The organism is Naasia aerilata, from assembly GCF_030296595.1.
GTDB lineage: Bacteria > Actinomycetota > Actinomycetes > Actinomycetales > Microbacteriaceae > Naasia > Naasia aerilata.
Genome location: NZ_AP027731.1, coordinates 627617 through 648056, shown reverse-complemented (window position 1 = coordinate 648056; position 20440 = coordinate 627617). Strand labels below are relative to the sequence as shown.

The window sequence follows — 20440 nt, the reverse complement described above, 5'->3', positions numbered from 1 at the left end:
CTCAGACCTTGGTCGCCTTGAGCATGTAGCCGAAGCCGCGCTTCGTCTGGATGACCGGCTCGCTCGAGTACTGGTCGAGCTTGCGTCGGAGATAGGAGATGTAGGACTCGACGATCCCGGCGTCCCCGTTGAAGTCGTACTCCCACACGTGGTCGAGGATCTGCGCCTTGGAGAGCACCCGGTTCGGGTTGAGCATCAGGTAGCGGAGGAGCTTGAACTCGGTGGGGCTCAGCTCGACCGACTGGGTGCCGATGGTGACCTCGTGCGTGTCCTGGTCCATCGTCAGCTCGCCGGCCCGGATGATCGCGTCCTCCTCGGCGTGCATCGTGCGGCGGAGGATCGCCTTGATGCGGGCCACGATCTCGTCGAGGCTGAACGGCTTCGTGACGTAGTCGTCGCCGCCGACGGTGAGGCCGGTGATCTTGTCCTCGGTGTCGTCCTTGGCGGTGAGGAACAGGATGGGCGAGGTGTAGCCGGAGGAGCGCAGCCGCTTGGTGACGCCGAACCCGTTCATGTCGGGAAGCATCACGTCGAGGATGATCAGGTCCGGCTCCTCCTCGAGGACGGCGGAGATGGCGGCCGCTCCGTTGCCTACCGCGCGCACCGCGAAGCCGGCGAAGCGGAGGCTCGTCGTGAGCAGGTCGCGGATGTTCGGCTCGTCGTCGACGATGAGGATGCGGGGTCCGTCGGCCATCTGCCCATTATCTGCGGATCGGCTGGGTGCTGCCTGAGAGTCTCCGGGGTGGCGAGAAGGCCCGTTTTCAGGAGGAGGAGCGGGCCGAGCGCGCCCGTCGCACCGCGTTGACGACGATCGCCGCGATCATCAGCAGGATGCCGACAGGCAGGCCGAGCAGGGGGAGCAGGGTGACCGCCACCCAGATTCCCTGCGACGTGTCGACCTTCGCGAGACCCGCCACGAAGACGGCGATCATCGAGAGGATGGAGAGCCCCACGACCGTCGCCGCCATCGCGCCGAGCGTCCGCTCCGCGCGAGAGCCGAACATGCGGTCCGCGGGTTCCGAGCTGCCGGTGCGGGTCATGCCCCCAGAGTACGGAAAGTTCGCGTGGCCCCCGCCCGCCGTAGAATCGGGGGTGCGCAATCTGCGGATGGCGCACCGACCGACAACGAAGGCGAGCGACATGCCCACCGGCAAGGTGAAATTCTTCGACGAAGCGAAGGGTTTCGGATTCATCAGCTCCGACGACGGGCAGGAAGTGTTCCTGCACGCCTCGGCACTGCCGGCTGGGACGACGTCCGTGAAGCCCGGCACGAAGCTCGAGTTCGGCGTGGTCGACGGCAAGCGCGGGATGCAGGCGCTGTCGGCCCGCATCATCCAGGCGCCCCCGAGCCTCGCGAAGGCCGCCCGCAAGCCGGCCGACGACATGGCGATCATCGTCGAGGACCTCGTGAAGCTCCTCGACGGGGTGGGCGCCAACCTCAAGCGCGGCCGTTACCCCGACGGCCAGCACAGCAGCAAGATCGCCGCCGTGCTGCGCAAGGTCGCGGACGACCTGGATGCGTGAGCCGGCCGAGCACGAGACGACCGTCGTCCAGGCCGCGCGTGCTGCGCTGCTCGAGACGACCCCCGAGGACACCGTCGGCGAGCTGATCGGCCTGGACGAGCCGGCGGAGGGCGTCGTCGACGTGCTCTTCGGCACGGCCATGCCCGGCTATCCCGGGTGGAGCTGGACGGTGTCCGTCTCGGTCGCCGACGGCGCGGAGAGTCCCTCGGTGCTCGAGCTCAGCCTCCTTCCGGGCGACGAGGCCCTCGTCGCGCCCGAGTGGGTGCCATGGTCCGACCGGCTCGCGGACTATCGCGCGGCCCAGGAGGCGAAGGACGGTGCACTCGAGTCCGTCGAGGGCGAGGACGACGAGATCGCCGAGGAGGACCTGCTCGACGATGACGCCGACGAGCTCGATGGCGTCGACTTCGAGGAGGCCGTGCTCGACGACGACGACGAGGACGACGACGTATCCGGCGGCGACGCGTCGGACCTGGACGACGACCTGGACGACGACGACCTCGACGACGACGACGACGACGACGAGGACGAGGACGACGACCTGGACCTTGACGAGGACGACGACCGCGACGGAGACTCGCGCGACCGCTGAGGTCAGCTCCGGCGGCGGCGCTGCTCCACGTAGATCAGGAGCGCGACGCCGAGGCCCAGCCCGGCGACGCTGCTCCACAGGGGGACACCGGCGGGCCCGCCGGTGATCAGGGCGACCGCCAGCGCGATCACCCAGAGGAGCAGGCCGACCAGCACTGCTGCGCGGTCGTCGGTCTTGACCGGCGCCGGATCGGGCCGGCGCTCCGAGTCCTTGAGGTAGAACCTCACGCGAGCCGCTCGAGCACGAAGTCGAGGCAGGCGGTCAGCGCGCGGACGTCCTCCGGTTCGATCGCGACGAACGTGGCGACGCGCAGCTGGTTGCGGCCCAGCTTCCGGTATGGCTCGACGTCGACGACACCGTTCTCGCGCAGCGTGGCCGCGATCGCCGCAGCGTCGACCGACTCGTCGAAGTCGATGGTCACGACGACCTGCGACCGCTGGTCGGGCTCGCTCACGAACGGCGTCGCGGTGGGCGTGCGCGCGGCCCAGTCGTAGAGGATTCCGGAGGACTCCTCGTCCGGGCGTCGGCCCAGGCCAGTCCGCCGCTGCCTCGGATCCAGTCGACCTGCTCGGCGAGCATCAGGAGCGTCGAGATCGCGGGCGTGTTCAGCGTCTGGTCGAGCCGCGAGTTGTCGATCGCCGTCTTCAGGCTCAGGAACTCCGGGATCCATCGCCCACTCGCGGCGATCCGCTCCACGCGCTCCACGGCCGCGGGGGAGAACAGGGCCAGCCAGAGGCCGCCGTCCGAGGCGAAGTTCTTCTGGGGCGCGAAGTAGTAGGTGTCGAACTGGGTCGCGTCGACCGCGATGCCGCCGGCGGCGCTGGTCGCGTCGACGACCGTGAGTGCCCCCTCGTCGCCGGCCACGCGGCGCACCGGCGCCATGACGCCCGTGCTCGTCTCGTTGTGCGGCCAGGCGTAGACGTCGATGCCCGGCGTCACCTCCACGGTGCTCAGCGAGCCGCCCGCGGCCGTGCGGATGTCGGGTGCCTCCAGGAACGGTGCCGCCGCGGCCTTGCCGAACTTGGCGCCGAACTCGCCGAAGGCGAGGTTCTGGCTGCGGCGCTCGATCAGCGAGAACGCCGCGGCGTCCCAGAAGGCGGTCGACCCGCCGTTGCCGAGCACGACCTCGTAGCCCTCGGGAAGGGAGAAGAGGTCGGCGAGTCCTTCTCGCACGCGCCCGACCAGCCGCTTCACCGGCTTCTGGCGGTGGGAGGTGCCGAGCAGCGCCGCCCCTCACCGGACAGTGCGGCGAGCTGCTCCGGGCGGACCTTGGAGGGGCCGCAGCCGAAGCGGCCGTCGGCGGGAAGGAGTTCAGCGGGGATCGTCACAGCAGCCATCGGCGACCAGCCTATTGGGGCCTGCCCGGGACGCTCCCTCCGCGCCGGTAAACTCGGGAGCCGACCGGAACAGGAGGCCTGGGTGACCGATCTGGTGGACACCACCGAGATGTACCTGCGGACGATCCTCGATCTCGAGGAGGAGGACATCGTCCCCCTTCGTGCGCGAATCTCGGAGCGTCTCGGCCACTCCGGGCCCACTGTGTCGCAGACCGTGGCGCGGATGGAGCGGGATGGCCTCGTCGTCGTCTCCGGCGACCGGCACCTGGAGCTCACCCAGGGCGGCCGGCTCAAGGCGCTGCACGTCATGCGCAAGCACCGCCTGGCCGAGCGTCTGCTCAGCGACGTGATCGGCCTCGAGTGGGAGTTCGTCCACGAGGAGGCGTGCCGCTGGGAGCACGTGATGAGCGAGCAGGTCGAGCAGAAGCTCATCGAGATGCTGGGCAATCCGACCGAGTCGCCGTACGGCAATCCGATCCCCAGCCTCGCGGATGTCGACAAGTCGCCGTCCGTGGCATTCCTCGCCGGAGTGGTGAGCCTGGTGGACGCTGTGCGTTCCGCCCCCGGGGTCCCCGAGGGGACCGTCCGCCGGCTGGGTGAGCCCGTGCAGTTCGATCCCGAGCTGCTCCTGCAGCTCAAGACGGCCGGCGTCACACCGGGTTCGCGGGTGTCGCTGGAGAGCGCGGGAGCGTACGTGCGCGTCCGTTCGGCAAGTGCCCCGAACGGCATAGAACTGCCTGTCGAGGTCGCGGTCCACATCTTCGTGAGTCCGTAGAAGAGTTACCCATTCGTTGCACCGTCGGCGTGGAAACGTGACAGACCGGGCATCCTGCCGTAGCCTGCTAGACGCCAGGCGACCACATAGGCCGGTTGCCGGGTCGGGAATCGCGACGCTCCCAGCACTGCCGTCTCGCGACATTCCTGTGCACGGCTGACAACGTGTGGACGGGCATCCGGCAACGGATGCGGGGCGCAGGAGGTTCTTTTGGCCCTATCGAGTGACCGCTTCGACTCTGCGGAGACGAGCGACCCGACACCCGATTCCGCGACCGCTGTGATGCGTCGCGCCCCTTCGCCGACCGCGACGGCTTCGCTGCCGACCCGCCGCTCGGTGCGTCCGGCGACCGCGGCTCCGCGCAGCCGGCGCCAGGACACGACGCGCCCGCCGGCCACGCCGGCGTCCCGCGCCGCCCGCGCCAAGGGGGTCGTGAACATCGTCGTCATGACCTTCGCGATGGGACTCGTCGCCACGATAGCGATCCCGTCGTATGCCTTCGACCCGGTCTCCGCGCAGCCCGCCTTCGCGGCGTCCGAGATGCAGGAGCTCAAGGTGGACGGCGCGCAGACCCTCGAGGTCTCCGACGACGCGGGCCAGGCGGCCGTCACCCGCGACAACTACACCGCGACGAGCATGGACGAGATCCTCGCGGCTCGCGCCGCCGCTGACGCCGCCAAGAAGGCGGAGGAGATGCGCGCCCAGCTCGCTGCGCAGTACAACTCCTACTCCGGCCCGAGCGCCTCGGACTACGTGGCCTCGACGCCGCCCCCAAGCGGTGCGCTCGGTGACATCCTCTCGACCGCCCGGCAGTACATCGGCGTTCCCTATGTCTACGGCGGAGCCACGCCTGCAGGATTCGACTGCTCCGGCCTGGTCATGTTCGTCTTCGCCCAGCACGGGGTCTCCCTCCCGCACTCGGTGACCAGCCAGAACGCGATCGGGACGACCATCTCCGCTGCGGACGCGGTCCCCGGCGATCTGGTGGTGTGGAACGACAACAGTCACGACGGCATCTACGCCGGCAACGGCATCGTCCTTCATGCGCCGTACGAGGGCGCGTCCGTGCGCGAGCAGCCGATCTGGGACGACAACTACCACTTCGTGCGCATCGGCTGAGACCCGCCGCCTCCTCCGGCTGGGGCGGGCCCCTGAGCGTTCTCGCTCCACTGGTGCGCTACCCTGACCTCACGTCACCGAGAGGACGGCAGTCAGTGGACCTGAGTCGCGGCACCCGCACCATGGGTGTCCGCGCGCTCGCGGGACAGTGGCACGCCAGCCGGATACCGGGCCGCGGCATGTTCGCGGTCCGGAGAGAAGGGCGCCGTCGCTGAGACGGTGCCCTTTTGTGCATCCTGCGCCCCTCGTCGGCGAAATCGGGTGCCTGCAAGCCGTGCAGGCCGTCTCGAGAGGATGCAGATGCGCACGCTGGTGCTGAACGCCGGATACGAGCCCCTCGCCGTGGTCTCCTTCAAGAGAGCCCTGGTGCTGGTGATGGGCGGCAAGGCGACCGTCGTCGCCTCCGACGCGGAGCACCCGGTGCTCGGGTCGTCCGGTGCCTGGGATCGGCCGAGCGTCATCCTGCTCACCCGCTACGTGCGCATCCCGCCGTCCCGCCGGGTTCCCGTCTCCCGCCGAGGTGTCCTGCGCCGGGACGGGCACCGCTGCGCCTACTGCGGACATTCGGCGTCGACCGTCGACCATGTGCTGCCGCGATCCCGCGGCGGCGCGGATTCCTGGGAGAACCTCGTCGCCTGCTGCCTCTCCTGCAACAACGTGAAGGGCGATCGGACCCCCGCCGAGATGGGCTGGCGCCTGCGCGTGACCCCGCGGATGCCCCACGGCAGCTCGTGGGTGGTGCGCGGCGTGGAGCGCCCATCGCCCGACTGGAGCGAGTACCTGGCGCCCGCCGCCTGAAGGCATTTTCGGCGCGACCCGCCGTTACCGTTCCGTGACAGATCCCGATCGGTCCCGTAGCCTCGGAAAGTCGCCGGCCCAGGTCGGTGGCGGGGGAATCACTGCGTAGGGCCGGGGGTGCGTTGATCGAGCAAGGAATTCCAGCGACGACGGGCACCGTCGTCCCTGCCGTGACCAGTCCTCAGCTCGTCCGACGCCGCGATCTCCGCGCGCCCGCGCCGGCTCCGCGTGTGCGGCGCATGGGCGCGATCGCCGAGCCCCGGCCCTCCGCGCGTCCTCGGCGCCTCGCGCCGACCCCCGCGCCCGTCAGCAGGCGCAACGGGTGGAGCGTCCTCGTCACGGTGCTCGTGGTGCCGGGCCTGGTGGCGACTGCCGCGCTGCCCGCCTACGCATCGACGCACGCACCCGACGAGCGCACGGCGCCCGGGCTCCCGGCCGCGCAGTCGTTCACGGTGTCCGCCGCGGCGGTCGCCGATCTCATCGACCGCACGGGCCTCTCGGCCACCTCCGAGGAGGAGATGCGGCAGCGGCTCGCGGACCCGGTGAAGGTCGACCGCGTCCAGAGCTATGTGTCCTCCGGCGCGCAGGAGGCTGGCGACGACTACCCGTGGTTCTACGAGGCCCCGGACACCGAAGGCGGCGGACTGTCGCCGCTCGGCTACTACTACCGCGAGTGCGTCGACTTCGTCGCCTGGCGCCTCAACCGGGACGCGGGCAGCGTCGGAGCGCCCTTCCGCTGGACCTGGTCGAACCTGACGCCGTCGGGCGGAGACGCCTCGCAGTGGGCGTACGCCTGGGACTCCCACGGATGGCCGACCGGCAGCGATCCCGTCGCTGGCTCGGTCGCGTGGTTCGCGGGCAACCACGTGGCCTACGTCAAGGAGGTGCTCCCCGACGGCCAGGTGCTCATCGAGGAGTACAACCACGGCATGAGCCACAAGTACGGGCAGCGGATCATCCCGGCCTCGTCGGTCGCGCTGTTCCTCTACGCCCCGCCGGCCTGAGCCGCGCGCTCCCGGTCGACGGCACTCGAGCGGCGCACGGCTGCGCGCAGCGTCAGCACGGCGGGCCATGATGCCAGCGCTGTGAGGCCCGTCTGCAGGAACAGCGCCGCCCCGGAAGTGCCGACCAGTCCGCCCGAGATCGTGAAGGCCGCCGCGACGAGGAGCTGCGAGGCCAGCACGACCGCGATGACGCGGGTCAGGGCGCCGCGGCTCGTCATCACCGCCGCTCCGAGGAGCGCGCCCCACACCGGGTGCCCGAGGGGTCCGAGGAGCGCCTGCTGGATCGTGACCGCGCCCTCGAGCAGAGCCGTCGGCGGGGCGGCCGCGGGCAGCGGAACCCCGGTCAGCGCGCTGATGGCGCGCAGGATGCCGCCCAGGGCGGCGAAGGCGGCGTAGCCCGCCCCGAGCGCGGCCCCGACGAACAGGCCCGATCGAGCCGTGAGATCCATGCGGCGGCCGAGCGCCCGGACGGTGAGGGCGATCGCCGCGATCTCGATGACGGCGGGGAGCAGCAGCCCGGTCGCCCAGGCAGGGATCAGAGACCCGAGCAGGCGCGGCACCCCGTCGCCGAGAGTGGCTGTGGTGACGGCGGCGAGGAGGCTGCCGAGAAGAAGGGTGCGCAGGAGCACGACGCCGGACACTCCCGGCCTCCGCCGGCCGAGCTCGATGACCAGGGCAGTCGGTACCAGGTACGCGCCGAGGAGAGCCCAGGCCACGGGGACGACGGCGCCCGTGCTCCAGAGAGAGGCGAAGCCGAGGTAGAGCCACAGCACCGCTGCGGCGAGCAGAAGAGGACCGGCGAGAGACCGGTGCGATGACGGGGGACCCGCGACAGGGCCGCGGCGTGCGCCGGCTTCGACCGTCGACATCGGAATTCCCCAGCATCCCGTCGCATGCGCCCCCGCGCATCCGGTGCGACCGGATCTCCTCTTGCATTTCTAGTCGGGGAGCGGCTCGGCGCTCTCGCCCCAGAACGGGCGGCTCCCGTTGAGGGGCGCTCTCCAGCGCGCGGCGGTGCGGGGTCAGCGGCGCTTGAAGGGGCCCCTGCGCTTCGGCTCCGGCTCGGCGAAGTGCGAGTGCACGGCCGCGCGGCCCTTCTCGATCTGCGCCTCGAAGCGGTTCCCGGTCACGCGGTTTCCTGCACCCGCGATCCCGTCCGCGGCCTTGCGGGCGATGGCACGGCCCTGCGGGCTGTGCAGTGCCTTCCAGGCCAGGTTGAGGTAGACGACGGACTTGGCGGTGGACTTCGACGATGGCATGGGGAGCTCCTCAGCGGGGTTGGGCGGGGTTGGTCGGGTCGCCGTGGGACGGCGGGTTGATCGGCGGGCCGGACGTGGCCTCGGTCACCTTCGAGCCGCGGGCGGCGCCGCCGAGCTCCGGGTAGGACTCCGGCAGCGAGCCGCTCGGTTCCGCGCCGTCCTGCAGCGCCTCGAGGCGGTGCTCGAGCACCTGGGTGACCGGGAGGCGGTTGCCGTGCGCGCGCTCGTAGTCGAGGAGGACGCCGACCTCGTCAGCGCTCAGGGCCGAGATGTGCGAGGCCAGGCTGCCGATCGGCAAGTGGTCGTAGTCGGGCAGGGGCAGTGCGTCGTGGTCCGCGCTCACGTCGTCCTCCAAGTTCGCCGCTCCACGCTAACCCGGGGCCCGGGGCACCCGTAGGGGTTGCTTTGTGCACGGGCGTCGGCAAGCGACCGCCATCATGGGAACCGGATGCGGAGCGAGGTCCGCGGCGAGGAGCAGGATGTCGGACACCTTCGGCCGGGGCGTGCAGTCGCGGATCTACCTGGACGGCGTGAGCGGACGCCGCCCTCGCGTGCCGACCGACGCCCGCCGCCTGGAGGAGGCCGCTCGGCGCAAGCTGAGCGCCCGGGCATGGGCCTACGTCGCAGGGTCGAGCGGGACCGAGCGCACCGCCCGCGCGAATCGCGAGGCCTTCGAGCGCCGGCGGATCGTGCCCCGCATGCTCCGCGACGTCGCCGAGCGCGACCTCACGGTCGAGCTGTTCGGGCGCCGCCACCCCGCTCCGCTCCTCACCGCCCCGATCGGCGTCCTCGACCTGGCGCACCCCGACGCGGATCTCGGGGTGGCCCAGGCCGCGTCCGCCCTCGGCATCCCCTTCATCGCCTCCAACCAGGCCTCGGTCCCGCTCGAGGACACCGCGGAGGCTGTCGGCGGCAGCCCGCACTGGTTCCAGCTGTACTGGAGCAGCTCGGACGAGCTCGTCGCGAGCCTCGTCGGCCGCGCCGAGCGGGCCGGCGCGGAGGCCATCGTCGTGACGCTCGACACCCACTCGCTCGGCTGGCGGCCGCGAGACCTCGACCTCGCGTATCTGCCCTTCGCCGAGGGGCGCGGCATCGCGCAGTACACGAGCGACCCCGTGTTCCAGCGGCTCGTCGCGGAGCGAGCGTCGCGGCCCGCCCAGCCCTCGACCCAGCGGATCACACCCGCGGCGGTCGCGACCCTGGTGAGCCTTGCCCGGAACCATCCCGGCCCGTTCGCCGGCAATCTCCGCTCCCTCACACCGCGCGTGGCGGTGCAGACGTTCCTCGACGTGTTCTCCCGGCCCTCCCTCACCTGGGAGGACCTCGCCTTCCTCCGCGGCCTGACCGCGCTGCCGATCGTGCTGAAGGGCATCCAGCATCCCGACGACGCCCGCCGCGCAGTCGACGCGGGGATCGACGGCGTCCTGGTGTCGAACCACGGAGGCCGGCAGGTGGACGGCGCTGTGGCGGCGCTCGACATGCTGCCCCCGTGGTCGCGGCGGTCGGCGCCGACGTGCCGGTGCTGTTCGACAGCGGCGTCCGCTCGGGCGCCGATGTGTTCGTCGCGCTCGCCCTGGGCGCCCGTGCCGTCGCGATCGGCCGCCCGTGCGTGTACGGCCTGGCGCTGGCGGGCGCCGCTGGGGTGGAGGAGGTGCTGCGGAACCTGATCGCGGAGTTCGACCTGCTGCTGGGGCTCAGCGGCCACCGGTCGGTGTCGGAGCTGACACCGGATGTGCTCGCCTAGTCCTCGCCGAGGTGCGCCACGAGCGCCTCGACGAACTCCCGCTCGTGCTCCAGATGAGGCGAGTGCCCACACTCGGGCAGCACCAGCTCCCGGTAGGTCCCGCCCGCCGCGGCGTAGGCGTCGAGCACCTGCCGCGTCTGCGTCACCATCGGCTGCGGCGGCGCCACCTCGGCGCCCGGCCAGCCCGGGATCGCCCCCACCTGGCCGAGGAAGTTGAGGTCGAAGAACGAGGAGTCGGAGACGATCGCGTCGTTCTCCCCGCGGATCCAGAGGATGCGCGGCTTGGCCGGCAGCTCGACGATCGCCGTCAGGTCGAGGTGGTCGGGCGTCATGGTGTTGAGCACGCCGCGGGTTCCGGGGCCGAAGCCCGGCCATGCGTCAGTGGTCGCGGCGTCGCCCGGGTAGTTGTCGACACCGGTCTTGGTGGTCAGCATCGATGCGACCCAGAGGTCCTCGTTCGCGAGGCCGTCGGGGTTCTTGACGTACGCCGTCCGGTACACCGTGCGCGGCGATGTGGGGGACTCGGCAGAGGTGTCGCCCGCCTCGAGCCTGGCCACGAAGTCCGGGTTCGCACCCCCGCCGCCCGATCCCGCTCCGCCGTTGAGGATGGTGCCGTCGGCCGCGGTCGAGCCGAAGCCATAGGGGGAGACCGGGGACTCGAGGGTCACGCTCGCCACCAGCTCCGGCCGGTCGAGCAGCAGTTGCAGGACGACACCCGCGCCCATGCTCCAGCCGACCAGGTGCACATCGGTGAGCCCGAGCTCGTCCACGACGCTCGCCACGTCGTCGGAGAAGTCACGCAGCCCTCGAGTCGCGTCGACGGGGAGAGTGTCGCTGCCTCCGAAGCCGCGAAGATCCACCGCGATGGCGCGCACGTGCTCCGGCAGGGCCAGCATCGTCGGCTGGTAGAACAGCGCGGAGGACACGTTGCCGTGCACGAACACGACCGTCCCGGCAGCCTCGGCGGATGCGGCGGCGGGCCGCTCGAGGACCTGCGCGGTCAGCCGGCTCGTCCGGACCTGGTGGGCGGTGATTCCTTCGAGGATGGTGTCCAACGGCGACTCCTTCGTCAGTGGGGGGACTGCGCGGTCAGCGCAGCGGCGATGTCACGGGCTCCCGCCGCCGACATCACGATCGTGTAGTGGTTGACGTCCGGCACCTCGATGAGGCGGAGGGAGGGGACGAGATCCACGAAGCCGTTCAACCGGCCCGCCGCGTAGAGCCCGCCGGGCTGGTCGAGCAGCCCGCGAGGCGCGCGGAGGACGGTCACGGGCATCCGCAGGCCGCGCAGGGCAGCGAGGTAGCGCTCGTCGCCGAACTGCTGCAGGGCGTCTGTGCCGACGGCGTCCGCGTTCGCGGACGGGGAGAAGCCGCCGGGCACCGGGTCGAGGTCGTAGTCGACGTAGGCCTCGACGTTGCGGCCGAGTGGATGGGGGAACGCGGGGTGACCCTGCCAGAACTCGCGGTAGCTCTCCCGGCTGGGGAAGATCCTTCCCAGCCGGTCGAAGGCGGGGCCGAGGAGCTTCGCCGGACCGTCCTCCATCGAGACACCTTCGGGGAGGATGAGGGGGAACCCGCCGTCGACGAGCAGCAGGCTCTCGACCCGGTCCGGTGCGGCGTGGGCCAGCAGGACCGCGACGAACGCGCCCATCGAGTGCGCCACCACCGGCACCGCCGGCAGATGGAGGGCGTCCAGCACCCGGACGAGATCCCCGGCGTGCTGAACGAGCCCGTACGGCGGAGGCAGCGTGTTGCTGCGTCCTCGCCCGCGGAGGTCGGGGGCCACGATCCGGACGTCGGGCAGCGCCTCGGCGAGGTCCGCCCACGCGCGACTCGTCGCGGTGATCCCGTGGATGGCGAGCACGGTCGCCGTGGCCGTTCCCTCCGGCTCCCACACGGCCACTCGGAGAGCGCCGCCCTGCACCGGGACATCGACGTCGGTGAGAGTGCTCACCGTGCCGACCACCCGCCGTCCATCGTGTAGGAGGCGCCCGTCACCATGCCCGCCGTGTCGCCGACGAGCCAGAGGACGAGGTCGGCCACCTCCTCGGGTTCGACCAGGCGCTTGATCGCCGACTCGGTCAGCATGATCTTCTCGACGACCTCGTCCTCGGCGATGCCGTGGGCGCGGGCCTGATCCGCGATCTGCTTCTCGACCAGCGGGGTGCGCACGTAGCTCGGGTTGACGCAGTTGCTCGTGACCCCGTGCGGCCCGCCTTCGAGCGCCGTGGTCTTGGAGAGTCCCTCGAGCCCGTGCTTGGCGGCGACGTAGGCGGACTTGTAGGGGCTCGCGCGGAGACCGTGCACCGAGCTGACGTTGACGATGCGGCCGAAGCCGCGGTCGTACATGCCCGGCAGTGCGGCCCGGACGAGGAGGAACGGTGCGACGAGCATCAGGTCGAGCATGAACCGCCACCTGGCGGGGTCGAACTCCTCGATCGGCCGCACCGTCTGGATGCCGGCGTTGTTGACGAGGATGTCGGTGTCGAGGGTCAGCTCGCCGAGAGCCTCGACGTCCGCGAGGTCCACCTGCCAGCCGGTTCCGCCGACCTCTGCGGCGATGCGCTCGGCCCCCTTCCCGTCGACATCGGCCACCGTCACGGTGGCCCCGGCCGCGGCGAGAGCGCGGACGCAGGCCGCGCCGATCCCGCTCGCGCCGCCGGTCACGAGTGCGCGCCGCCCGTCGAGTGTGCCGCCCACCGCCGTCCTCCTTCTCAGCCGGGCGACGACGGTCGGTCGTGGTCGCGGGCCACCGAGCCACAGTCTGGCGCGGGAGGGCCGCCCACGGCAATCGGCAGGGGAGGCGCGAGCGCGTCAGTCCTTGGTGAGCGCGTCGGGCTTGTGGACCGCCTCGCCGCCGCTCTTCTCGCTCTTCACGAGGTACTGGGGGTCGTCCTCGGACGCGCGCACCTGCCGGCCGGCGGCCTTGGTGTCCTCGGTGATCTTCTCCTCGACCTTGCCCTCCGCGGTGCCGCCATGCGACTTCCAGGAGACGTGGTCGCCCTTCTTGAACTCCGTCATGAGGGGAACCTACGGACCGGGCATGGCCGTCACAACCTCGGGGCTCCGGGTTGCGGCCGCGCCCGGGAGGTGCTGTGCCGTCGCTGCTAGGAGAAGGGCACCTGACTGAGCGCGGTGACCGAGATCCAGACGGCCAGGCCGGTGCCGATCAGGATGCTGAGCACGATCAGGGCGATGGCGAGCCAGGTCACGATCGCGCCGCGCCCCGTCCGGCGCTGCACCACGACCCCGCGACCGATCGGGTAGACGGAGTTGCCGAGGAAGGCCCACGCCCAGTGGAAGGGGGCGGCAATGCGGCGTCGGCTGAGCTCGCGCCAGTCGAGGTAGGAGAAGAGCACGCTCAGCGCGTAGAGGAGGAAGGGCAGGAACGTCGACAGCAGGAATGCGGGAGACGTCAGGAGCCGGAGCGCCGCGTCCGGATCCGGCTGGCCGGTGGCGGGATCGATCCGGACGACGTCCGCCCATGGGACGAAGAGCACGGGCAGCAGGCCCACGAGCGGAAGGAACAGCACCAGCCAGATCCACGGCGTCTTCCAGTCCGTGCCCGCTGGCGCCGACAGCTGCTGCGCGGCGCCGGCATCCGGTGTTCCCGTTGTGGCCGAGGTCGTGGAGGCTGCCGAGGTGGTGGCCGCTGCGCCCGGCGCCTGGATCGCCGAGAGGTGCTCGGTCCACACCCTGCCGTCCCACCAGCGGAGCTGTCGGGGGTTCTCGGGGTCGGCGTACCAGCCGGCAGGAGGGGAGTCGGGCGTGCTCACGCCGCGATCCTAACCACGCGGGCATCGTGAAGGCCCCCGCCGCTACCGTGGGAGCCGGAGCGGAGGCGACGAGTGGCGGTGACGACGGTCGTCCGGGTGCTGACCTGGAACGTGTGGTGGCAGTTCGGCCCGCAGTGGCGCGAGCGCCAGCCGCTGCTGCTCGAGGCGATCCGGGAGAGCGGCGCCGACATCGTCGCTCTCGAAGAGAGCTGGTCGAGGGCGCACGGCAGCCAGGCGTCGGAGTTCGCGGCCGCGCTCGGCTTCGCCGGCGTCTTCGCCGCCCAGTCGCTGCCGCCGCTGCCCGACGTGCCGGAGCACCCCGAGCAGGCCGAGGTGGACCTGGGCCTGGGGCTCCTCAGCCGCTGGCCCATCACGTCGACCCGCGTCGTTCCGCTTCCCGCGCGGCACCGTCCCGAGGCGCCGGTGTCGCTGGTCGCCGAGATCGCGCATCCCGACGGACCACTCAACGTGATCGTCACCTGCCTGGAGTGGGAGCCGGCGTTCAACGACGACCGGATCGCCCAGTCGCGACTGGTCGCCGACCTCGCGACGTCCCCCGCTCTCGACGGGTCCGCTCCCGTGATCGTGTTGGGCGACCTCAACGCCGCGCCCGACAGTGCCATCCTCCGCCCTCTGCGTGACGTCCTCACCGACGCCTGGACCGCAGGCGGCGGCGACCCGAACGCGGTGTCCCTGCCCTCCGACCACCCCCAGGCCCCGCTCGAGGCGGAGGAGCTGATCGACCGGCGGATCGACCACGTGCTCTATCGGCTGGGGCGACCCGGTCAGCGCGTGACGGTGACGGATCCGGCGCTCGTGGGAGACCCGGTGGAAGGCCTCCACCCGTCGGACCATCGGGGCGTCGCCTGCACGCTCGCGTGGCAGAACAGGGACTGAGGGTCCGCTCCCTTCGTCACCAGCGCCGCCGCACCGTTCCCCGCGGACCGGCGACCAGCGCGGCGGCCGGCACGTCGTCGACCACGATCGCCCCGGCGGCGACCACGGCATCCCGTCCGATGTGCACGCCGGGAAGGATCATGGCGCCCGCGCCGATCCACACGTTGTCGGCGACCTCGATGGGCGCACCCGTCAGGTACTGGCGCCGCTCCTCTGGATCTACTGGGTGGCCCATCGTGAGGAAGGTCGCCTTCGGGCCCACCATCACGCCGTCGCCGAGGCGGATGCTGGCGAAGTCGAGGAAGGTGCAGCCCTGGTTGATGAACACCCGCTCGCCCAGCTCCAGCCGCAGGCCGTGGTCGGTGAAGAACGGCGGGTAGACGGTCGTCGTCGCGGGAAGCGGACGGCCGAGGATCTGCTCCAGCAAGGCCGCCTTGCCCTCCTCGTCCTCGAAGGGCAGGAGGTTCAGCCGTGAAGTCAGCGCGGTGACGGTGCGCACCCGCTCGCTCATCGCCCGGAACTGCGAACCCAGCACGCGCTCGCCGCGTGCGAGCAGCTTCGGATCATGAATCGGCAGCCCCCATGGTGGCGCGCGCCGGCGCGTCGCGTGCCACATTGAGTGCATGGAACGAGTGCAGGGCATCGGCGGGTACTTCCTCCGGGCGGTGGACCCTGGCGCGCTGATCGCCTGGTACCGCGACAGCCTGGGCCTGGACATGGATGAGTACGGGCAGTGGAGCCAATCCGCCGGTCCCACGGTCTTCGCCGCCTTCGAATCGGACAGCGACTACCTCGGCGTGCGCACGCAGCAGACGATGCTCAACTTCCGCGTCGCCGACCTCGACGCGATGCTCGCCCAGCTCCGCGGCGCGGGCGCGAACGTGTCGGAGGAGACCCAGGACATGGAGGGTGTCGGACGCTTCGGCTGGGTCACCGACCCGGAGGGCAACCGGATCGAGCTCTGGCAGCCGGAGTGAGCCCGGCCTAGTCCAGCTCTCCCTCGAGCATCAGCTGCCACTCGTCGCCGTCGGACGGCCGGAACGCCTTCGACCAGGAGCAGCCGTCCCCGCGGGGGCGGTAGATCGTGCGGCTCTGGCCTCGGTCGGTGGTCCGGACGAGCACCAGCTCCCCATCGCGCCAGGTCCCGCGGGCTGGCGGATCCGGCAGGAAGCCGGCGCTGTCGAAGGAGTAGAGCACGATCTCGCCCGTCGCCGGGTCGGTCGTGAAGACGTTGTGGGCGGCGAACGCGACGCCGCCGTTCCTCTCCTGGGTCTGGGCCTGGACGACGATGAGGCCGTCCAGGCCGAGAGTCGCATCGCTCGTCTCGGTCGCGATTCCGCCGGGTGCCCACCGCGTCTCGTGCATGGAGTTCGGCCCGGTGCGGTGGCCGAGGAGGAAGCGCAGCTGGTCGGCGAGAGGAAGGGGGTGTCGGTCATGGGCGTGGTCTGCTCCTGGAGGTGGACCGCCGCGGGCGGCGGGAGCGGCACGGAACGCTCGGGCGTCCGCGGAACTCCACTCTGGCCCGGATCGCCGGGGGACCCTATATTCGCGGCATGGGCGCTGCCGCGGGTCGACGCCGGCTCGCCGAGGCGGCCGCGGCCTTCACGAGCAACTGGCGCAACCCGAACCTCCGGCGCGCACAGCTGAGCTTCCTGGCCGCCTGGACCGCCGAATGGGCGTTCACCGTCGCGCTCGGCATCGTCGCGTACAAGGACGGGGGCGCGCTCGCCCTCGGCCTGGTGGGGCTCCTGCGGATGGTCCCCTCCGCGCTCCTCGCCCCGCTGCTCTCCCCGTACGCCGACCGAGGCCGGCGCGAACGGGTCCTCGTCGTCGTGTCGGCCGTCCGAGGAGTCGCGACGGCGGTTGCGGCTGCGACGGTGGCGGTGGCCGGCCCGCTGCTCCTCGTCTACGCCCTCGCCGTGCTGTCCACGATCGCCGCGACCCTGTTCCGGCCCGCGCACTCCGCGCTGCTCCCGACGCTGTGCCGCACCGGCCACGAGCTGGCGAGCGCCAACGTGGTCCGCGGCCTCCTCGACTCGATCGCCACGCTGGCAGGCCCGCTCCTGGCCGCGGTCCTGCTGGCCTTCACCGACGTCTCGATCGTGTTCGCGGTCGCCGCGGCGGCGTCATTCGGCGCCGCCCTCCTCCTGGTCGGGGTGCGCTACGAGGCGCCGCCGCGCCCGGCCGCACCCCAGCGTCCCGCGCTGCTCCGGGAGGCGGTCGAGGGCATTCGCGCGGTGGCGGGGAACCGCGACCTTCTGCTCATCCTCGGCCTGGCCGCCGCTCAGTCGCTCACCCGCGGCGCCCTGACCGTCTTCTCCGTGGTCGTCGCGATCGAGCTGCTCGGCACCGGCGATCCCGGCGTCGGCGCGCTGATGGCGGCGGTCGGGGTCGGCGCGGTCATCGGGTCCCTCGCCGCGTCCTTCCTGGTGGGGACCGGGCGGCTGGGAGCCTGGTTCGCCGCCGGGGTCGCACTCTGGGGCCTCCCCATCGCCCTCGTCGGCGTCTTCCCTCAGGAGGGTGCCGCCCTCTTCCTGCTCGCCTTCGTGGGCACCGGCAACGCCCTCATCGACGTCGCGGGCTTCACGCTGATCGGCCGGTTGGCGCCCGACGCCGTCCTCGCGCGCGTGTTCGGCGTCCTGGAGAGCCTCGTCGCCGTCTCCATCGGGCTCGGCTCGATCCTCGCGTCGGCACTGATCGAGGGCTTCGGCATCCGGTTCGCCCTTCTCGCCATCGGGCTGGTGTGCCCGATCCTTGCGATCCTCGCCTGGCGGCGGCTGCGGCGTCTCGACCGGTCGGTCGACGTCCTCGACCTCGATGTGGCGCTGCTGCAGGAGGTGGCCATGTTCGCGCCGCTGCCCCTGCCTGCCATCGAGCAGCTCGCCCGGGGGCTCGAGGCCGTCACGGTGCCCGCGGGGGAGGAGGTGTTCCGGGAGGGCGACCTCGGGGACCGCTACTACGTGATCGAGTCGGGCGAGGCGGATGTGGTCGGCGGCGGTCGCACCGTGGCGACCCTCCGGCGCGGCGAGGGGTTCGGGGAGGTCGCCCTGCTGCGCCGCAGCCGGCGGACCGCCACGGTCCTCGCGCACAGCGCCCTCCGCCTGCGCGCGCTGGGGTCGGAGCGGTTCATCTCGGTCGTGCTTGGCTACGCCCCCAGTGCCCAGGCCGCGACGGCCGCGGTCGACTACCAGCTCGACCGCTACGCGCCCGAGGAGAGGCAGGACGAGCCGCCCGCCTCCTGACCAGCCTCGGTCTGTCCCGGCGGCCCGCGGTATGAGATCGTGGCCCATGACGACCGAGCGCGCGGCCCTCCTGATCGCCGATATCGGCGGCTACACCGAGTACATGGGGTCGCATCGGATGAGCCTCGCGCATGCGGAGGTCAACACGGCCCGCATGCTGGACCGGATGATCGAGGCGGCCCCCGGCTTCGAGCTCATCGAGATCGAGGGCGACGCGGCCTTCCTGTCGCGGCCGGTCCGCCCGCAGGACCCTGAGTCCGCCGTCGGCGACATCCTCGGAGCCGCCGTCGCCATGCACCGCGCCTTCCACCTTGAGCGCGAGTACGTCGAGGCGAACCTGTGCCCCTGCGGCGGCTGCCGGGAGGCGCGGGCGCTCAAGCTCAAGTTCGTCGCGCATGTCGGGGAGGTGGCACGGCAGGCGATCCGCGGGCGCACCAAGCTCGTCGGCATCGACGTGATCCTCGTCCATCGGCTGCTGAAGAACTCCGTGCCGGTGCCCGAGTACGTCCTGCTCTCCGAGGAGCTGGCGCGCACGGATCCGCGGGCCCTGCCCGCTGCGGGCGGGGAGATCACGGCCGATCTCGAGGGGATCGGCTCCGTGCGCGCGCACTTCGTCGACATCGGCGACCTCGACGACGCGCCTCCGCCCCTGCCGGTGCGCTCCTGGCGAGGCCGGCTGGGCAGCACCTTCGCGGCGGTGGGGGAGGGCCTGCCCTACATGCTCGGCCTCAAGCAGCCCCGCCGGGCGCGCTGAGGACCGCGCGCCTCAGGCGGCCAGGTGGAAGGTGGTCGCGAATCGGTCGAGGAGCTCCCCCGGCCGCGCAGCACCTCGACCACGCCCGTCGCGATCGCCTTCTCGGGCGCGAGCTCGCCGGAGATGAGCCTGCGGATGTCCGGCCCCGTCGCGAAGGCCAGGTCGACGAGCCCGTCCCCGGGCCGCACATCGAGTGCCGAACCGTCCACCCGGATGAGCAGCTCGGCGGGCCCGACTCTCGCGGCGTATGCGGTCGCCGGAAGCCCGGCGGCCACATCGGCGCGGAAGGCGCTCCTGAGGTCCATCGTCATCGACTCGGGCGTGATGATCTGCTGCTCCTGCGGGTCGCCCAGCGCCTTGTAGCCCCAGGCCCCGAGTGCGAGGACGACCGGCTCGAGCTCGCGCCCGTAGGGTGTCAGCTCGTAGACGATGACGCGCGACCGGGGCGCGCGGCGCAGGATGCCGGCCGCCTGCAGGTCCTTGAGCCGCGCCGCCAGGATGTTGCTCGGGATGCGGGGGAGGCCCGCAGCGAGCTCACCGTAGCGGCGCGGCCCGACGAGAAGGTCGCGCACGATGAGCAGCGCCCAGCGCTCGCCCACGAGCTCGAGGGCCCGGGTGACGCCGCTGTACTGCCCGTAATCGCGCGTGGCCACGGACTAGCCCTGGTGCTGGGCGGCGTAGGCCTCGGGTCCCTGTGCGGCGGCGACCGGATCCATGTAGCCGAACTCGAGCGGGTTCCCGTCCGGGTCGTTGATTCCGCGCTGGTACATGAAGCCGTAGTCGGCCGCCGACCGCGGCTCAGCTCCGCCCGCGGCGAGGGCCTTCTCGGCGACGGCGTCGACCTCCTCGCGTGAGTCGAAGAAGAGCGAGACCGAGGTGGTCGGGTTCACCGCCGGGTCTCCGATGGGCAGGTCGGACATCGTCTGGAAGAACTCCCGGGTGACCAGCATGAAGTAGCTGTGGTCCTCCTCGAGGATCATGCAGGCTGCGTTGTGGTCGGTGAACGCCGGGTTCACGGTGCCGCCGATGGCGGTGTAGAACGCCTTTGAGCGCTCCAGGTCGGTCACCGGCAGGCTGATGAAGATCAGGGTCATGGTCTCTTCCCTCTCGTAGGTCCCGTATGTGGACGCTGTACACGCTTGCAAAAAACAAGTGGACCGTCAAGAGGTCATGGTTGCATCGACTGCTGCCACTCGCGCCGATCAGGAGTCGGCGTCCTGTGCGGCGGCGTGTCGTCCTGAACGGCGTGCGAAAACGGCCGACGTGCCTGAACGGCGTGGAATCTCCTGATCGGCGTCGGAATGCAGGCGCCGCCTACGGCCGATACAGGAGACCCTTCACGATGGATCCGATGCCGAAAGCGATCACTACCAGGGCCGAACGACCGACCCGAGCAGGGGAGGTTCGCGCACCCTGGGCGCGACCGAAGGCGCCGTACATGGCGCTCCACCTCCTCTTGAGTCGCCGCGAATAGGCCTCGCGGAAGACGAAGGCGAACACCCCGAAGCCGACGATCACCGTACCCGCGACTATTGAGGAGACGTCCATGCCCTCGCCCCTTCCGCCCCCGGAGGGACTCGATCCCCGCGCCAAGCATGGCGCGTGGGCCCACCCCGCGA

At 71.4% G+C, this 20440-nt stretch carries 25 protein-coding genes and 3 pseudogenes; 11 read left to right on the top strand and 17 right to left on the bottom strand.

Annotated elements, in window-relative coordinates:
• Position 1: 1 nt before the first annotated feature.
• Both QUE51_RS03505 and QUE51_RS03500 read right to left on the bottom strand, forming a co-directional pair.
• A complete protein-coding gene (locus QUE51_RS03505) occupies positions 2-694 on the bottom strand; it encodes a response regulator transcription factor (RefSeq protein ID WP_286278225.1) in 693 nt (230 codons plus the stop codon).
• Positions 695-761: 67 nt separating this feature from the next.
• Positions 762-1040 (bottom strand): hypothetical protein, encoded by a 279-nt coding sequence (locus QUE51_RS03500; protein WP_286278224.1) that lies wholly within the window; start codon positions 1038-1040, stop codon positions 762-764.
• 100 nt (positions 1041-1140) lie between these two features.
• Here QUE51_RS03500 and QUE51_RS03495 point away from each other — a divergent pair, with 100 nt between their 5' ends.
• Positions 1141-1524, top strand: coding sequence for a cold-shock protein (locus QUE51_RS03495; protein WP_286279239.1), 384 nt, complete (start codon positions 1141-1143; stop codon positions 1522-1524).
• Positions 1517-2116 (top strand): DUF3027 domain-containing protein, encoded by a 600-nt coding sequence (locus QUE51_RS03490; RefSeq protein ID WP_286278223.1) that lies wholly within the window; start codon positions 1517-1519, stop codon positions 2114-2116. Before QUE51_RS03495 ends, QUE51_RS03490 begins: the two co-directional genes overlap by 8 nt.
• Positions 2117-2118: 2 nt before the next feature.
• Here QUE51_RS03490 and QUE51_RS03485 read toward each other — a convergent pair whose 3' ends face one another.
• Positions 2119-2343: a DUF2530 domain-containing protein gene (locus tag QUE51_RS03485; protein WP_286278222.1), complete on the bottom strand. Its 225-nt coding sequence runs from the start codon at positions 2341-2343 to the stop codon at positions 2119-2121.
• Positions 2340-3453, bottom strand: a pseudogene (serC, locus tag QUE51_RS03480) (phosphoserine transaminase). The gene QUE51_RS03485 and the pseudogene serC overlap by 4 nt, the downstream one beginning before the upstream one ends.
• 82 nt (positions 3454-3535) lie before the next feature.
• On the opposite strand from serC, the gene QUE51_RS03475 reads away from it, so the two are divergent.
• The 4 genes from QUE51_RS03475 (at position 3536) to QUE51_RS03460 (ending at position 7149) form a co-directional block, all read left to right on the top strand.
• Positions 3536-4228, top strand: a complete 693-nt coding sequence (locus tag QUE51_RS03475; protein ID WP_286278221.1) for an iron-dependent transcriptional repressor DtxR — start codon at positions 3536-3538, stop codon at positions 4226-4228.
• 432 nt (positions 4229-4660) lie between these two features.
• On the top strand, positions 4661-5347 hold the full coding sequence (locus QUE51_RS03470) for a C40 family peptidase (RefSeq protein WP_286278220.1): 687 nt from the start codon (positions 4661-4663) through the stop codon (positions 5345-5347).
• A gap of 300 nt (positions 5348-5647) precedes the next feature.
• Complete coding sequence (locus QUE51_RS03465; protein WP_286278219.1) at positions 5648-6145, top strand: HNH endonuclease; 498 nt, start codon at positions 5648-5650, stop codon at positions 6143-6145.
• A 239-nt stretch (positions 6146-6384) separates the two neighbouring features.
• Positions 6385-7149: a CHAP domain-containing protein gene (locus QUE51_RS03460; RefSeq protein WP_286278217.1), complete on the top strand. Its 765-nt coding sequence runs from the start codon at positions 6385-6387 to the stop codon at positions 7147-7149.
• Here the strand turns inward: QUE51_RS03460 and QUE51_RS03455 are convergent.
• The 3 genes from QUE51_RS03455 to QUE51_RS03445 all read right to left on the bottom strand — a co-directional run bounded on the left by QUE51_RS03455 (position 7131) and on the right by QUE51_RS03445 (position 8751).
• The gene (locus tag QUE51_RS03455; protein ID WP_286278215.1) at positions 7131-8018 is read right to left on the bottom strand and encodes a hypothetical protein; all 888 of its coding nucleotides are present in this window, start codon (positions 8016-8018) and stop codon (positions 7131-7133) included. The two genes, QUE51_RS03460 and QUE51_RS03455, sit on opposite strands and share 19 nt — an antisense overlap.
• 153 nt (positions 8019-8171) lie before the next feature.
• On the bottom strand, positions 8172-8408 hold the full coding sequence (locus tag QUE51_RS03450) for a hypothetical protein (RefSeq protein ID WP_286278214.1): 237 nt from the start codon (positions 8406-8408) through the stop codon (positions 8172-8174).
• Positions 8409-8418: 10 nt separating this feature from the next.
• Positions 8419-8751 carry a DUF8129 domain-containing protein gene (locus QUE51_RS03445; RefSeq protein ID WP_286278213.1) on the bottom strand — a complete coding sequence of 111 codons (333 nt, stop codon included), beginning with the start codon at positions 8749-8751 and terminating at the stop codon, positions 8419-8421.
• Between the two features lie 94 nt (positions 8752-8845).
• On the opposite strand from QUE51_RS03445, the pseudogene QUE51_RS03440 reads away from it, so the two are divergent.
• A pseudogene (locus QUE51_RS03440) lies at positions 8846-10152 on the top strand (lactate 2-monooxygenase).
• Here the strand turns inward: QUE51_RS03440 and QUE51_RS03435 are convergent.
• The 5 genes from QUE51_RS03435 to QUE51_RS03415 all read right to left on the bottom strand — a co-directional run bounded on the left by QUE51_RS03435 (position 10149) and on the right by QUE51_RS03415 (position 13928).
• Positions 10149-11207, bottom strand: coding sequence for an alpha/beta fold hydrolase (locus QUE51_RS03435; RefSeq protein WP_286278212.1), 1059 nt, complete (start codon positions 11205-11207; stop codon positions 10149-10151). The pseudogene QUE51_RS03440 and the gene QUE51_RS03435 sit on opposite strands and share 4 nt — an antisense overlap.
• 14 nt (positions 11208-11221) lie before the next feature.
• The gene (locus tag QUE51_RS03430) at positions 11222-12106 is read right to left on the bottom strand and encodes an alpha/beta hydrolase (RefSeq protein ID WP_286278211.1); all 885 of its coding nucleotides are present in this window, start codon (positions 12104-12106) and stop codon (positions 11222-11224) included.
• Positions 12103-12852: a 3-hydroxybutyrate dehydrogenase gene (locus QUE51_RS03425; RefSeq protein WP_286278210.1), complete on the bottom strand. Its 750-nt coding sequence runs from the start codon at positions 12850-12852 to the stop codon at positions 12103-12105. Before QUE51_RS03425 ends, QUE51_RS03430 begins: the two co-directional genes overlap by 4 nt.
• Positions 12853-12966: 114 nt before the next feature.
• Positions 12967-13173: a hypervirulence associated TUDOR domain-containing protein gene (locus QUE51_RS03420; protein ID WP_286278209.1), complete on the bottom strand. Its 207-nt coding sequence runs from the start codon at positions 13171-13173 to the stop codon at positions 12967-12969.
• Positions 13174-13259: 86 nt separating this feature from the next.
• Positions 13260-13928, bottom strand: coding sequence for a DUF2510 domain-containing protein (locus tag QUE51_RS03415; RefSeq protein ID WP_286278208.1), 669 nt, complete (start codon positions 13926-13928; stop codon positions 13260-13262).
• A 78-nt stretch (positions 13929-14006) separates the two neighbouring features.
• On the opposite strand from QUE51_RS03415, the gene QUE51_RS03410 reads away from it, so the two are divergent.
• A complete protein-coding gene (locus QUE51_RS03410) occupies positions 14007-14825 on the top strand; it encodes an endonuclease/exonuclease/phosphatase family protein (protein WP_286278207.1) in 819 nt (272 codons plus the stop codon).
• Between the two features lie 16 nt (positions 14826-14841).
• Here the strand turns inward: QUE51_RS03410 and QUE51_RS03405 are convergent, their stop codons facing one another.
• A complete protein-coding gene (locus QUE51_RS03405; protein WP_286278206.1) occupies positions 14842-15360 on the bottom strand; it encodes a DapH/DapD/GlmU-related protein in 519 nt (172 codons plus the stop codon).
• Between the two features lie 88 nt (positions 15361-15448).
• Here QUE51_RS03405 and QUE51_RS03400 point away from each other — a divergent pair, with 88 nt between their 5' ends.
• Positions 15449-15802: a VOC family protein gene (locus QUE51_RS03400; RefSeq protein WP_286278205.1), complete on the top strand. Its 354-nt coding sequence runs from the start codon at positions 15449-15451 to the stop codon at positions 15800-15802.
• A gap of 7 nt (positions 15803-15809) precedes the next feature.
• Here QUE51_RS03400 and QUE51_RS03395 read toward each other — a convergent pair whose 3' ends face one another.
• Positions 15810-16190 carry a hypothetical protein gene (locus QUE51_RS03395; protein ID WP_286278204.1) on the bottom strand — a complete coding sequence of 127 codons (381 nt, stop codon included), beginning with the start codon at positions 16188-16190 and terminating at the stop codon, positions 15810-15812.
• A gap of 188 nt (positions 16191-16378) precedes the next feature.
• On the opposite strand from QUE51_RS03395, the gene QUE51_RS03390 reads away from it, so the two are divergent.
• Both QUE51_RS03390 and QUE51_RS03385 read left to right on the top strand, forming a co-directional pair.
• Positions 16379-18067, top strand: coding sequence for an MFS transporter (locus QUE51_RS03390; RefSeq protein ID WP_286278203.1), 1689 nt, complete (start codon positions 16379-16381; stop codon positions 18065-18067).
• A gap of 46 nt (positions 18068-18113) precedes the next feature.
• On the top strand, positions 18114-18821 hold the full coding sequence (locus tag QUE51_RS03385) for a DUF2652 domain-containing protein (protein WP_286278202.1): 708 nt from the start codon (positions 18114-18116) through the stop codon (positions 18819-18821).
• A gap of 12 nt (positions 18822-18833) precedes the next feature.
• On the opposite strand, the pseudogene QUE51_RS03380 reads toward QUE51_RS03385, so the two are convergent.
• From QUE51_RS03380 to QUE51_RS03370, 3 genes and pseudogenes are all read right to left on the bottom strand, one after another.
• Positions 18834-19474, bottom strand: a pseudogene (locus tag QUE51_RS03380) (winged helix-turn-helix transcriptional regulator).
• A 3-nt stretch (positions 19475-19477) separates the two neighbouring features.
• Positions 19478-19915: a VOC family protein gene (locus QUE51_RS03375; RefSeq protein ID WP_286278201.1), complete on the bottom strand. Its 438-nt coding sequence runs from the start codon at positions 19913-19915 to the stop codon at positions 19478-19480.
• Positions 19916-20135: 220 nt separating this feature from the next.
• Complete coding sequence (locus QUE51_RS03370; RefSeq protein ID WP_286278200.1) at positions 20136-20369, bottom strand: hypothetical protein; 234 nt, start codon at positions 20367-20369, stop codon at positions 20136-20138.
• Positions 20370-20440 lie beyond the last annotated feature (71 nt).

Excerpts from the sequence above, each read along its gene's own strand:
- QUE51_RS03505 (WP_286278225.1), bottom strand. The coding sequence starts at position 694 with ATGGCCGACGGACCCCGCATCCTCATCGTCGACGACGAGCCGAACATC.
- QUE51_RS03500 (WP_286278224.1), bottom strand. The coding sequence starts at position 1,040 with ATGACCCGCACCGGCAGCTCGGAACCCGCGGACCGCATGTTCGGCTCT.
- QUE51_RS03495 (WP_286279239.1), top strand. The coding sequence starts at position 1,141 with ATGCCCACCGGCAAGGTGAAATTCTTCGACGAAGCGAAGGGTTTCGGA.
- QUE51_RS03490 (WP_286278223.1), top strand. The coding sequence starts at position 1,517 with ATGCGTGAGCCGGCCGAGCACGAGACGACCGTCGTCCAGGCCGCGCGT.
- QUE51_RS03465 (WP_286278219.1), top strand. The coding sequence starts at position 5,648 with ATGCGCACGCTGGTGCTGAACGCCGGATACGAGCCCCTCGCCGTGGTC.
- QUE51_RS03460 (WP_286278217.1), top strand. The coding sequence starts at position 6,385 with ATGGGCGCGATCGCCGAGCCCCGGCCCTCCGCGCGTCCTCGGCGCCTC.
- QUE51_RS03455 (WP_286278215.1), bottom strand. The coding sequence starts at position 8,018 with ATGTCGACGGTCGAAGCCGGCGCACGCCGCGGCCCTGTCGCGGGTCCC.
- QUE51_RS03450 (WP_286278214.1), bottom strand. The coding sequence starts at position 8,408 with ATGCCATCGTCGAAGTCCACCGCCAAGTCCGTCGTCTACCTCAACCTG.
- QUE51_RS03420 (WP_286278209.1), bottom strand. The coding sequence starts at position 13,173 with ATGACGGAGTTCAAGAAGGGCGACCACGTCTCCTGGAAGTCGCATGGC.
- QUE51_RS03400 (WP_286278205.1), top strand. The coding sequence starts at position 15,449 with ATGGAACGAGTGCAGGGCATCGGCGGGTACTTCCTCCGGGCGGTGGAC.
- QUE51_RS03395 (WP_286278204.1), bottom strand. The coding sequence starts at position 16,190 with ATGCACGAGACGCGGTGGGCACCCGGCGGAATCGCGACCGAGACGAGC.
- QUE51_RS03390 (WP_286278203.1), top strand. The coding sequence starts at position 16,379 with ATGGGCGCTGCCGCGGGTCGACGCCGGCTCGCCGAGGCGGCCGCGGCC.
- QUE51_RS03385 (WP_286278202.1), top strand. The coding sequence starts at position 18,114 with ATGACGACCGAGCGCGCGGCCCTCCTGATCGCCGATATCGGCGGCTAC.
- QUE51_RS03375 (WP_286278201.1), bottom strand. The coding sequence starts at position 19,915 with ATGACCCTGATCTTCATCAGCCTGCCGGTGACCGACCTGGAGCGCTCA.
- QUE51_RS03370 (WP_286278200.1), bottom strand. The coding sequence starts at position 20,369 with ATGGACGTCTCCTCAATAGTCGCGGGTACGGTGATCGTCGGCTTCGGG.